This window comes from Streptomyces pseudovenezuelae (assembly GCF_001513955.1).
GTDB classification, from domain to species: domain Bacteria; phylum Actinomycetota; class Actinomycetes; order Streptomycetales; family Streptomycetaceae; genus Streptomyces; species Streptomyces pseudovenezuelae.
Genome location: NZ_KQ948146.1, coordinates 274,694 through 286,901, shown reverse-complemented (window position 1 = coordinate 286,901; position 12,208 = coordinate 274,694). Strand labels below are relative to the sequence as shown.

The 12,208-nt window shown below is 74.1% G+C and carries 10 protein-coding genes and 1 pseudogene; 6 read left to right on the top strand and 5 right to left on the bottom strand.

Features of this window, described 5'->3' with window-relative positions; genetic code table 11:
- Window positions 1-133 precede the first annotated feature (133 nt).
- The 4 genes from AQI94_RS13425 (at window position 134) to AQI94_RS13410 (ending at window position 5,889) form a co-directional block, all read left to right on the top strand.
- On the top strand, window positions 134-3,289 hold the full coding sequence (locus AQI94_RS13425) for a bifunctional cytochrome P450/NADPH--P450 reductase (RefSeq protein ID WP_062229741.1): 3,156 nt from the start codon (window positions 134-136) through the stop codon (window positions 3,287-3,289).
- Window positions 3,290-3,305: 16 nt separating this feature from the next.
- Window positions 3,306-4,298 (top strand): phosphotransferase family protein, encoded by a 993-nt coding sequence (locus tag AQI94_RS13420; protein WP_031053382.1) that lies wholly within the window; start codon window positions 3,306-3,308, stop codon window positions 4,296-4,298.
- Between the two features lie 6 nt (window positions 4,299-4,304).
- Window positions 4,305-5,585: an ROK family transcriptional regulator gene (locus AQI94_RS13415; RefSeq protein ID WP_062229740.1), complete on the top strand. Its 1,281-nt coding sequence runs from the start codon at window positions 4,305-4,307 to the stop codon at window positions 5,583-5,585.
- A gap of 61 nt (window positions 5,586-5,646) precedes the next feature.
- Window positions 5,647-5,889: a hypothetical protein gene (locus AQI94_RS13410; protein ID WP_031052421.1), complete on the top strand. Its 243-nt coding sequence runs from the start codon at window positions 5,647-5,649 to the stop codon at window positions 5,887-5,889.
- Window positions 5,890-5,895: 6 nt separating this feature from the next.
- Here AQI94_RS13410 and AQI94_RS45565 read toward each other — a convergent pair.
- Window positions 5,896-6,169 (bottom strand): annotated as a pseudogene (locus AQI94_RS45565) (NAD-dependent epimerase); the annotation flags it as partial.
- 79 nt (window positions 6,170-6,248) lie between these two features.
- Here AQI94_RS45565 and AQI94_RS13405 point away from each other — a divergent pair.
- Window positions 6,249-6,905 (top strand): M15 family metallopeptidase, encoded by a 657-nt coding sequence (locus AQI94_RS13405; RefSeq protein WP_031052424.1) that lies wholly within the window; start codon window positions 6,249-6,251, stop codon window positions 6,903-6,905.
- 648 nt (window positions 6,906-7,553) lie between these two features.
- On the opposite strand, the gene AQI94_RS13400 is transcribed toward AQI94_RS13405, so the two are convergent.
- From AQI94_RS13400 to AQI94_RS13385, 4 genes are all read right to left on the bottom strand, one after another.
- The gene (locus AQI94_RS13400) at window positions 7,554-8,513 is read right to left on the bottom strand and encodes an SDR family NAD(P)-dependent oxidoreductase (RefSeq protein ID WP_031052425.1); all 960 of its coding nucleotides are present in this window, start codon (window positions 8,511-8,513) and stop codon (window positions 7,554-7,556) included.
- A 295-nt stretch (window positions 8,514-8,808) separates the two neighbouring features.
- Window positions 8,809-9,978, bottom strand: coding sequence for an FUSC family protein (locus tag AQI94_RS13395; protein WP_062229739.1), 1,170 nt, complete (start codon window positions 9,976-9,978; stop codon window positions 8,809-8,811).
- A gap of 29 nt (window positions 9,979-10,007) precedes the next feature.
- Window positions 10,008-10,664, bottom strand: a complete 657-nt coding sequence (locus AQI94_RS13390; protein WP_031046088.1) for an HAD family hydrolase — start codon at window positions 10,662-10,664, stop codon at window positions 10,008-10,010.
- 49 nt (window positions 10,665-10,713) lie between these two features.
- Complete coding sequence (locus AQI94_RS13385; protein WP_037942507.1) at window positions 10,714-11,742, bottom strand: PHP domain-containing protein; 1,029 nt, start codon at window positions 11,740-11,742, stop codon at window positions 10,714-10,716.
- 222 nt (window positions 11,743-11,964) lie between these two features.
- Here AQI94_RS13385 and AQI94_RS13380 point away from each other — a divergent pair, with 222 nt between their 5' ends.
- On the top strand, window positions 11,965-12,201 hold the full coding sequence (locus tag AQI94_RS13380) for a hypothetical protein (RefSeq protein WP_020117104.1): 237 nt from the start codon (window positions 11,965-11,967) through the stop codon (window positions 12,199-12,201).
- Window positions 12,202-12,208: the final 7 nt, after the last annotated feature.

The following is a 12,208-nucleotide window of genomic DNA, read 5'->3' as shown; positions in this document are numbered from 1 at the left end:
CCCGTCACCGCGCGCAAGCGCCACGCGCGTACGTGTACTACACAATCATGTAGGGCGCGCGGGCGGGCGACCCGGACCCGTGGACCAGTCTGGATCGCAGTACTCCCGTACCGCGAAAGGCAGTTGTCGCGCCATGCCCCCCACCGCGCAGACCACCCCCACGGGCCTCCCCGTCGTCGACATCTCCGCCACCGGCCCCGGCCGCGCCCCGCTCCAGCAGGTCATGGGGCTGATGCGCGAGCACGGCCCGCTGCTGGTGCGGCGACTGCACGGGCGGGACGTGACCTTCGTCGCCGATCTCGACCTGGTCACCGAACTCGCCGACGAGACCCGGTTCGCCAAGGCGATCGGGCCCGCGCTGGAGAACGTCCGGGAGTTCGCCGCCGACGGACTGTTCACCGCCTACAACGACGAACCGAACTGGGCCAAGGCCCACGACATCCTGATGCCCGCCTTCGCCATGGGCTCGATGCGCACCTACCACCCGGTGATGCTGCGCGTCGCGCGGCGGCTGATCGACTCCTGGGACCGGGCCGCCCGCACCGGACAGCCGGTGGACATCGCCGACGACATGACCCGGATGACCCTCGACACCATCGGACTCACCGGATTCGGCTACGACTTCGGCTCCTTCGAGCGGGACGAGCCGCACCCCTTCGTCGAGTCCATGGTGCGCTGCCTGGAGTGGGCCATGACCCGGCTCGCCCGCACCCCCGGCGGTGACCACACGGCCGCCGACGAGGCCTTCCGCGCCGACGCCGACTATCTGGCGCAGGTCGTCGACGACGTGATCAGCGCCCGCTCGGCGTCCGGCGGGGGCGGCTTCGAGGACCTTCTCGGACTCATGCTCACGGCCGCGCACCCCGGCGACGGCACCACGCTCGACACCACCAACATCCGCAACCAGGTGATCACCTTCCTGATCGCCGGGCACGAGACGACCTCCGGCGCGATGTCCTTCGCGATGTACTACCTGGCCAAGCACCCGGCCGTGCTCGACCTCGTGCGCCGCGAGGTCGACGCGCTGTGGGGCGACACCGCGGACCCGGAGCCGACCTTCGACGAGGTCGGACGGCTCACCTGCACCCGGCAGGTGCTCAACGAAGCGCTCCGGCTCTGGCCCACCGCCGCCGCCTTCAGCCGGCAGGCCCGCGAGGACACCCTGCTGGGCGGCCGTGTCCCGCTGCGCACCGGACAGGTCCTCACCGTCGTCGCGCCGATGCTGCACCGGCAGCCCGTGTGGGGGGACAACCCCGAGCTGTTCGACCCCTCCCGGTTCACGCCCCAGGCGGAGGCCGCCCGCTCCCCGCACGCCTTCAAGCCCTTCGGCACCGGTGAACGCGCCTGCATCGGACGGCAGTTCGCCCTCCACGAGGCCACCATGCTGCTGGCGCTCCTCGTCCACCGGTACCGCCTGCACGACCACGCCGACTACCGCCTGACGGTCAAGGAGACACTCACTCTCAAGCCCGACGGCTTCACCCTCAAGCTCACCGCGCGCACCGCGGCCGACCGCGACCACCCCTCGCTGCCGGGCGCGGCCCCGCGGACCGAGCCGGCCCCGGCCACCGACACCGCCCTGCCCGCCCGGGTGCTGCCCGGCACCCGCGCCCTGTTCCTGCACGGCAGCAACTACGGCACCTGCCGTGACTTCGCCGCCCTGCTCGCCGACGAGGCCGCCGCCGTGGGCTGCGACACCGAGGTCGCCTCCCTGGACGCGTACGCCGACGGCCTGCCCACCGACCGCCCGGTGGTCATCACCGCCGCTTCCTACAACGGCCGGCCGACCGACGACGCACGGCGGTTCGCCGCCTGGCTGGAGGGCCCCCACGACCTGACCGGCGTCTCCTACACCGTCCTCGGCGTCGGCGACCGCAACTGGGCCGCCACCTACCAGCACTTCCCGACCCGGATCGACGACCGCCTCGCCGCACTGGGCGCCACCCGGCTCCTGGACCGCGCCGCCGGTGACGCCTCCGGCGACCTGACCGGCACGGTCCGCGCCTTCGCGGCCGGGCTGCGGACCCGGCTCCTGCAGAGCCACGGCGACCCGGACGCGAGCGCCGACGCCGCCGCCGGGACCGGCGCGGACCATGAAGTCCGCGTCCTCACCGGCGGGCCCCTCAGCGCCCTCGCCGAGCGCCACGCCCTGGTCCCGATGACGGTCACCGAGGCCCGCGACCTCACCGCCCCGGGCCACCCCCGGCTCAAGCGGTTCGTGCGGCTCGCCCTGCCCGAGGGCGTCACCTACCGCACCGCCGACCACGTCAGCGTGCTCCCGGTCAACGACAAGGCCGTCGTGGAACGGGCCGCCGACGCGCTCGGCGTCGACCTGGACGCCGTCCTGGACATCCGCGTGCCCCGTCCGCGCCGTGACGGACCCGCCGTCGACCGACCGCTCACCGTGCGCCAACTGCTCACCCACCACGTCGAGTTGCGGCAGCGCCCCACCGCCGACCAGCTCACCGCGCTGGCCGCCGCCAACCCGTGCCCGCCGGAACAGGCCCGGCTCGCGGCCCTGACGGACGACCCCCGCACCCTCGTCGAACTCTTCGAGACCCACCCGGCCCTGCGCGGCGCACTCGACTGGCCGGCCCTGCTCGTCCTCCTGCCCCCGATGCGTCCGCGCCACTACTCGGTGTCCTCGTCCCCCAGCACCGACCCCGGGCACGTCGACCTCATGGTCTCCCTGCTGGAGGCCCCCGCGCGTTCGGGGAACGGCACCCACCGAGGGACCGGCTCCGGACACCTCGCCGACGTCCGGCCCGGGGACACCGTCCTGGCCCGGATCCAGCCCTGCCGGGACGCCTTCCGGGTCGACCACTCCCGCCCGGTCGTCATGATCTCGGCGGGCACGGGCCTCGCGCCCTTCCGCGGCGCGGTCGCCGACCGGGTCGCCGCCCTGGGCCGGGGCGAAAACCTGCCACCCGCGCTCTGCTACTTCGGCTGCGACGCCCCGGACGCCGACTTCCTGCACGCCGACGAACTGCGCTCCGCCGAGGCGGTGGGGGCCGTCCGGCTGCGCCCGGCCTTCAGTGCGGTCCCCGGCGGTGGCTTCGTGCAGCACCGCATCGCCGCCGAGTCCGACGAGGTCTGGGAACTTCTGCGGGCCGGTGCTCGTGTCTACGTCTGCGGGGACGGATCACGAATGGCACCCGGCGTGCGGGAGGCATTCCGTACGCTGTTCCGGGACCGCACGCCCGACGCCGACGAGAAGGCCGCCGAGCGGTGGCTCGACGAGCTGGTGCGGGACGGGCGCTACATCGAGGACGTGTACGCCGCGGGGTGAGAGAAGGGGCGGGACGCTGGTGGACTCCTGGGAGTGGGCTCGGCAGGTGCTGGAGGGCGCCGGCCTCGACCCCGGTCGGCTCGCCGCGGTCCGGCCCCTGAGCGGCGGGACCTACAACACCGTCGACGAGCTCCTCCTCACGGACGGCACCCGCTACGTCCTCAAGGTCCCGCCCGCGTCCACCGTCCCCGGCCTGCGCTACGAGCGTGAACTCCTCGTCTGTGAGGCGGAGTTCTACCGCGCGGCCGCCGAGGCCGAGGTCGCGGCACCGCACGTGGTGGCCGTGGGTGCCCGTGCCGCCGTACCCCATCTGCTGATGACGGCGTGTCCCGGCGAGCCCTGGGACGGATCGGTCACCGAAGCCGAACGGGAGCCGCTGCGAAGGGAGTTGGGGCGTCAGGTCGCGCGGCTGCACACGGTGACCGGGCCCGGCTTCGGCTACCCCTCCGGCGCCCTCGGCCCGCTCGCCCCCGACTGGCGCACCGCGTTCACCACCATGATCGACGCGATCCTGGACGATGCCCGGGACTACGAGGCACGGCTGCCGCGCTCCGTCGACCAGGTGGCCCGCACGCTCCGGGACGGCTTCCCCGCCCTCGACGAGGTCACGGTCGCGGCCCTGGTCCACTTCGACCTGTGGGACGGGAACATCCTGCTGCACCGCCCGGCCGACGGGGAACTCCGCATCGGCGGGCTCATCGACGGGGAGCGGATGTTCTGGGGCGACCCCCTCGCCGACTTCGTCTCCCTGGCGCTGCTGGGGGACATCAAGAAGGACGAGGCGTTCCTCGCGGGCTACCGGGAGGCGGGCGGCCGGGCCGAGTTCGACGCCCCGGCCCGGGTGCGCCTGGCCCTGTACCGTGCCTACCTCTACCTGATCATGCTCACCGAGACCGTCCCCCGGGCGGTCGACGACGAGAAGGAACGCTGGGTCCAGTCGGCGGTGGCCCCGGAACTCGTCGCCGCACTGGACGAGATCGAGGCCCTCGCCAGGGTCACGGGAGCCTGAACAGCCTTGAACGGACGCACCGTACGCGACCTCAGACGCGCCAACCGCACGGCCGTACTGCAGCGCCTCTACTTCGACGGACCCCTAAGCCGCTTCGAACTCGGCCCGGCCACCGGGCTCAGCTCCGGCTCGGTCAGCAACGTCGTCGCCGACCTGGTGGCCGACGGGCTGCTGGAGGAGGCGGGCAGCGTCGACTCCGACGGCGGCCGCCCCCGCACCCTGCTGCGGGTGGCGCCCGGCAGCGGCCACATGATCGGCGTCGACGTCGGCGAAACCAGGGTGCGGGTCGAGCTGTTCGACCTGACCCTCACCGAACTCGCCCGCGCCGAACGGCCGTTGACCCAGCGCAGCTACGACGTCGAGGCCATCGTCGGGCACATCCGCGACGGCATCGCCGAGGTGCTCGCCGGTACCGCGACCGAGCCCGAGGCACTGCTCGGCGTCGGCATCGGGGTGCCCGGCATCGTGGCCCACACTCCCGAGAGCGGGGCCGTCGTGCACGGCCAGACCATCGGCTGGGACGCCGTCCCGCTGGAGGCACTGCTGCGCACCGGCTCGCCGCTGCCCGGCAGCGTCCGCTACTTCATCGACAACGGCGCCAAGACCCTCGGCCAGGCCGAGATGTGGTTCGGCGGCGGCCGCGGTGCCCGCAGCGCCGTCGTGGTCCTCTTCGGCTCCGGCGTCGGCGCCTGTCTGGTGACGCCCGAGGTGGAACACGGCCGGGCCGTCGAATGGGGGCATCTGACGGTACGGGTCAGGGGTCGCCGCTGCCGCTGCGGTGCCCTCGGCTGCCTGGAGGCCTACGCGGGCGCCGAGTCGCTGCTGGAGCGCTGGCGCGAGGAGGGCGGCCGGCCGGCCGAGGGCGTCGACGAGGAGACCGCGCTCGCCGCCATGCTCGCCGCCGCGCACCCGGCCGACGACACCCCGGGCGACCCCGTGGCGCTGGCGGTCCTGGAGGAGACCGCCGAGTACCTGGGCGCCGGCCTGTCCGACCTGATCAACCTCTTCCAGCCCGAGCGGATCATCGTCGGCGGCTGGGCCGGCCTCCAGCTCGGCGCCCGGTTCCTGCCCGCCGTACGACGCCACGCGACGGCGTACGCGCTGCGGTACCCGGCCGAGAAGGTCACCGTCGACCTCGGCCGCCTCGGACCCGACGCGGTCACCGTGGGCGCGGCCATCCTTCCGCTCGCCGACTTCTTCGCCCGCGGCGGCCGACGCCCCGAACCCGCCCCCGAGGGACCGGCACCGGCCTGGCGGGCCGCCCTGGAGGAGCGCTCCCCGCACTGACGTTTCGCCGACCTGCGCGGAGGTACTCGCGCCCCCGCCAGCAACACGAACGGAGGACACCGTGGACCACCGCAGCGAAGGACCGGGCGAGAACGGCGATCCCGTCCCGCGGGATCTGCCGGACCAGCAGGCGGGCGAGGGCGAGGACCCCTGGGAGGTCGCGAGCGTCCCGGACGAGGAGCCCGGCACCGACGAGCCGGAGGACGTCCCGGACACCGACGAGGCGGGGACCGGCCGACAGGGCGCGCCGCGCTCGGACACCGTTCACCCCGAGCACCCGGGCGCCGAGGAGTCCTCCGGCTGACGCCTGGACCTCGCTCGCGGTGTGCGCCGGACGCCGGCCGAATTCCGTCGGCGCACGCGTGGAGTCGGTCAGGGGCAGCCGCAGGACCGCGTCGAACGGATGCGGCGACGGGGGCAGCAGACGCAGGCCCCACGCGGCCGCGATCGCCGAGCAGCTCGCCCAGCAGCTCGGCGTCGACCGGCGGCTCGCCCGCCGGATTGAAGGCACCCCGCCCTTCCGAGCGCACCACCGGCGCGGTCCGGCGGGAGCCGGCCTCCGGATCCTGCGAAAGAAGGCGCACCACGCCGGTTCCCACGTTTCCGGTTGGATGCGGTGGATGCGGTGCACGGCAGGTTCCGCGGCCACGGGATGATCACCCCATGAGTGAGATCATCCTGATGTCCGACGCCCGTGTCGCCGCCGTCCCCGTGGAGGAGAACGGCGAACCGCTCGTGGACGTCCGCGACCACCTCCTCGTCGACGACCGCAAGCACGAGGACTCCCTGGGCGCCGAGGTCCACCTGCGCCAAGGCGTCCTCGACCGGCTGCTCCGGGCGCAGGCCCTGCTGCCCGACGGGCTGCGCCTGCTCTTCGTGGAGGGGTACCGGCCGCCGGCGCTCCAGCGGCACTACTTCGAGAAGTACGCGGACGAACTGCGCGCCGCCCACCCCGACTGGTCCGCCGACCGGATCCACACGGCGGCCAGCCGCTATGTCTCCCCGCCCGGCATAGCCCCGCACAGCGCCGGAGCGGCCGTCGACCTCACCCTCACCGACGCCGACGGCCACGAACTCGACCTGGGCACCGCCATGAACGCCAACCCGGAGGAGAGCGACGGCGCCTGCTACACGGGCGCCGGCAACATCACCGAGGAGGCCAAGGCCAACCGTGCCCTGCTGGGCGCGGCCCTCAGCGCGGCGGGCCTGGTCAACTACCCGACCGAGTGGTGGCACTGGTCCTACGGCGACCGCTACTGGGCCCTGGAGACGGGGGCTCCCGCCGCGCTGTACGGCGTGAAGGAACTCGCCGCGCGGTAGCGCCCCCGAGGCCCGCGACGCTCGGGAGCCATACCGAAGGGGGAGCGGCGCTCCCTGGCGCCGGCCCCGCCCGGAGGAATCAGAGCCTCTCGGCGCCGACGGGGTGGTGGCACGGGGGTCGGAACTCTCGGCGTGAGCTGTGCGGCCGAGCCGCGCCTAGCGTGCCGCGGGCTGTCGGCGGCGGCCGGGCTGAGTGGTGTCCCGGGTCCGGGGACCAGCGGTGGTGAGCGCTGCCCTCGGGCTTTGAGGGGCACCCGCGTCGAGCGACGCCCCCCGGGGGCTGGGCGCCAGCCGTGCCTAGCGGCGCCCCGGCAATCGGGGTCGTCCCTGCTGAGTGGTGTCCCGGGGTCCGGGGACCAGTAGTGGTGAGCGCTGCCTGAGGCTCTGGGCGCCGGCTGTGTCGCGCGGCGTGGCGGGCCGGGCGCCGGCGGTGCCCTCGGGCTCTGGAGGGCACCCGCGTCGAGCGATGCCCCGAGGGCTGGGCGCCGGGCAGTGTTCCGGGGGCCGGGCAGCCCAAGGTGAGTCGTGTCCCGGGGGCGTCAGCCCGTACCGAGTCACGACCCCGGGGTTGGCGTCAGCCGTGTCTAGCGGGCCCTGCCCCCCGGCGCCGCCCCCACCGAGGGTCCCCGGCACCGCCCCCTTCCCGTGTCACGCGAACGCGTTCACGCCCGTCTGTTCCGCCGACAGGGTCCACAGGCGCTCCGCCTGGTCCGGGTCGGTTGCCCACGCCTTGACGCCGCCGCTCTGGTCGCCGTCGACGGCGGGCTCGGCGATGTCGCAGTCCTCCAGGTAGACGCCGCCCATCTCGGCCAGCTGGGGTGAGGTCGCCGCCCACACCTGCGTGGCCGCGCCCTGCTCCGGGCTCTTGAAGCCGGAGGGGTTGAGCGCGTTGCCCTGCTCGTCGATCCAGCCGCGCTCCACCATCTCCGCCTTGGGGAGGTGGCGCTGCAACGGGGTGAGGATGCCGCCCGGGTGGAGCGAGAAGGCCCGCACCCCGCGCTCGGCGCCGAGCCGGTCGAGGTGGACGGCGAACAGGACGTTCGCCGTCTTGGCCTGGCCGTACGCCTGCCACTTGTCGTAGCCGGTCCGCCAGTGGACGTCGTCCCAGCGCATCCCGGAGAAGTGGTGGGCGCGCGACGACACCGAGACCACGCGGGCGCCGCCCGGCTCGATGGCCGGCCACAAGCGGTTGACCAGTGCGAAGTGCCCGAGGTGGTTCGTCGCGAACTGGGCCTCCCAGCCGGGCCCGACGCGGGTCTCCGGGCAGGCCATGATCCCGGCGCTGTCGATGACGAAGTCGACCGTGCGGCCCGAGTCGAGGAACCGCTCGGCGAAGGCGCGCACGCTCTCCAGGTCACCGAGGTCGAGCTCGTCCAGCTCCACGCCCTCCAGCCCCGCCAGGGCCTTCCACGCGGTGTCGGGACGCCGGGCCGGGACGACGACCCGGGCGCCCGCCTTCGTCAGCGCCCGGGTGGTCTCCAGACCGAGCCCCGAGTAGCCGCCGGTGACGATCGCGAGCTTGCCGGACAGGTCGACGCCCGCGAGGACGTCGTCGGCCGTGCTGTGGGCGCCGAACCCCGAACCGATCTTGTGCTGTGCAGTGCTCATGACGGGAACGCTACGAATTGGAGTGCTCTCGAAGTCAAGCGCGCCCCGCCGGGCACCGGGCCCGGACAGGAGGAAGCCCCGACCGGACGGGGGAATCACGGTCGGGGCGGTCGAGTGGTGGGTACGGATGGCGGTCGCCTCTCGGCGAAAGGCTCCACAGGGCTTCAGCCGAACGATCGTCCCTGTGGGCAAAAGGTGAGGCCCGGGGACACTGTCCCATCCATACCCACGGTCTGTTCAACGGGCAACGACCCTGTGGTGTTCCGCCGTTCGGCGTGCTCCCGGGTGAGGTGTGTCACCCGCCCCGACGGGTCGGCACGGTGTCGCTCCACAGGTTCTCGGCCTGCAGCAGCAGGGTCCCCAGCACGGTCGTCCCCTCGGGCCCGTGCCCGGCGTGCTCCCGCAGCCCCTCCTGGAGCTGACCGCGCAGCTCCCGCATCGCCGCCTCGGCGTGGTCGTCCGGGCCGGCCGCGCCGCCGGCCGCGAGCAGCCGGTCGCCCTCCGCGTGGCAGGCGTCGCCGATCAGCTGCAGGAGATCGGCGTACGCGTCGAGAACCGGCCCGGCGGGCGGAGCGGGGGCGCGGTCCTCGTCGGCGGCCACGGTCAGGGTGCGGGTGAGCGCGCGGATGTGCCCGGTGACACGGCTCCAGCGTTCGTCGTCCTCCTCCGACGGCAGCGCCGCGGGCGGCCGTCGTACGGCACGCAGCGGGGTGGCCGTCAGCCGCAGGCTCTCCCGGCTCCAGCCGCGGGCGGACCGCAGCGCCCCCAGCCGGCGCTCCAGCCGGGCCGAGGCGTACGACCAGCCCTGGGTGTCCCACTCGCCGTCGCGCAGATCACCGGCCACGGTGTGCAGGACGTCGCCCGCCTCCCGGGCCAGCGCGGCGAGATTCTCCCGTACGTCCCGCAGATGGACCGGCGGGAACACGAACGCGTTCACCGCGACACCGATGACCGCGCCGAGCGCGGCCTGTCCCACCCGGTGGCCGACGGCGGACGCCCCGACCGTGCTGGTGGAGAGGGTGAACAGCGCGGTGGTGGCGCCGTAGATCCCCTGGTCGCCGAAGCGCGGCAGGTTCGCGAGGAGCACCAGCAGCGGCACGGACAGTGCCACCGCGCCCAGGGTGCTCCCGGTGACGGCCAGCGCCACCGACGCCAGCACGGTTCCGCAGCAGATCGCCGCGAGCTGCCGGGCGGCCTGGACCAGCGAGCTGTACACGGTGGCCTGGACCAGCACCACCGCCACCCAGGGCGCCATGAGGGCCATCGGGTCGCCCATCCACACGCCCGCCACGAGCCAGGCGAGGATCGCGGCGGCCGAGGCCTTGAGCGACTGCACGAGCAGATCGCGCTCCCGCCCCGGCCCCCGGCAGGCCGCGCGGGCGGCCCGGCCGAGCGCGCCGGCCTTCTGCCGGAGAGCATGTGTGGGGCGGGGCTGCCGGCGGGGAGCTTGTGTCACATCAGTCATGCGCTGTGGGTTCCGTGCGGTCGGGCACGTCATGCCAGGGGACTGTCCGCAAGGGATGCCAGCAGCTGGGCCGGATCGTCGTAGATCGCCTGCGCGCCCGCCTTCTCCAGGTCGGCGCGGGGGATGCCGCCGCACAGGACGCCCACACAGCGCACGCCCGCCCGGGTGCCGGCCTGCATGTCCCAGACGGTGTCGCCGACGAAGACCGCGTGCTCGGCGGCCACCCCGGCCAGCTCCAGCGCGTGCTCGACGGGCTCGGGGGCGGGCTTGCCCTCCTCGACGTCGTCGGCGCTCGCGGTGGCCATGATCGCGTCGTCCGCGGAGATCGCCCGGCGCAGCGCGGACAGCTCGGCCCCGCCCGCCGAGGTGGCGAGGACGACCCGCCAGCCCTCGTGGTCCAGCCGCCGCAGCAGCCGGCCCGCGTCCTGGAGGGCGGGCAGCCGGTCGAAGTACTGCCCGTACAGGGCCTTGTGCGCGGCGCTCAGCTCGTCGTCCTGGTCCTTGTCTCGGTCCTCGCCGAGCAGATGCGCGACGAGATCGGTGGAGCCGAGGCCGATGGCCCGGTGGACGGCGTGCATGGGCACCCGGTGGCCCGCCTGACGCAGCGCCTCCCACCAGGTCGTCACATGCAGATGGTTGGTGTCGACCAGGGTGCCGTCGACGTCGAACACTGCCGCCCGTTCCATGGACCGCTCCTTTCCTGTCGGATCGCACGGGTACCACCTCAGGCGCTCGTCACTCGGGCGCCGGCACCCGGCCGTCCCGGGACCAGGCCAGCAGGTCGTCGAGGTTCCAGGTGGTCACGATCCGCTCGGCCGGCACCCCGCACTCCTGTGCCCGCGCGCACCCGAGGATCTGCCAGTCGAGCTGGCCGGGCGCGTGCGCGTCGGTGTCGACGGAGAACAGCACGCCCGCGTCGACCGCCCGGCGCAGCAGCCGGCGGGGCGGGTCGAGGCGTTCCGGGCGGCTGTTGATCTCCACCGCCGTGCCCGACTCGGCGCACGCGGCGAACACCTCGTCCGCGTCGAACTCCGACTCGGGCCGCCCCCGCCCGGTCACCAGCCGTCCCGTGCAGTGCCCGAGGACGTTCGCGTGCGGATCGCGTACGGCGGCCACCATGCGCCGGGTCATCGCATGGGCGTCCATGCGCAGCTTGGAGTGCACGGACACGACCACCACGTCCAGGCGGTCCAGGAGTTCGGGCTCCTGGTCCAGGGAGCCGTCGTCGAGGATGTCGCACTCGATGCCGGTGAGCAGCCGGAAGGGCGCCCAGGTCTCGTTGAGCGCCGCCACCACGTCCAGCTGCTCCCGCAGCCGCTCCGGGGACAGCCCCCGGGCCACGGTCAGCCGGGGCGAGTGGTCGGTCAGCACCGCCCACTCGTGGCCGAGCTCCGCCGCGGTGCGGCCCATCTCCTCGATCGGGCTGCCGCCGTCCGACCAGTCGGAGTGCAGATGGCAGTCGCCGCGCAGCAGCGCCCGCAGTTCCTCGCCGCCCTCGGCCCGGGGCGCGGCGGGCTCCTCCTCCAGCTTCCGCAGGTAGCCGGGCACGCCTCCGGCCAGCGCCTCGCGCACCACCTGTGCCGTCTTCGGGCCGATGCCCTTGAGTGACTCCAGCGAGCCGGCCTCCGCGCGCTCGCGCACCTCGTCCGCGGGCAGCCCGGTCAGCACCCGGGCCGCCGTACGGAAGGCACGGACGCGGTACGTCGGTGCCAGGGACCGCTCCAGCAGGAAGGCGATCCGTTCCAGGGCCTCGACGGGATCCATCGCCACCTCCACCTCCAGAGTTCCCCAGGCGTCCGGAGGCCGCACGACGGGCGGGCGTTCCGAGGGTGAGCCCGGCACCGTCCGGGACGCGCTCGCCGGCATCCGCGCCCCGCCCGCCGACCCGACCGTGCGCGAGGGCGGCCACCACCAGGGCGGTCCTCGCCCCGTTCGGCGGACGGTGTCCGCCTCTCCCTTCCGCGGGATGCGTTCTACGCTCGTTCCATGACCGAAATCGCGAGCCCGCACATCGCCCACCCGCGGATCATCGTGCTCGGGGTCCAGCCGACCACTCCGCCCTTCCGGATCGTCGAGATCGACGGGGAAGTGGTCGGCGAGGCGAGGGCCGTCACCGACGTGCTGGAGGCGGCCGCCGCCTTCGGCATCACCGTCCACGACCTCGACGACCCCGAGGTGGTGCGCTGGGTGGGCGGCGACAAGTTCACCTGGACCCGGCACTGACCCGCGG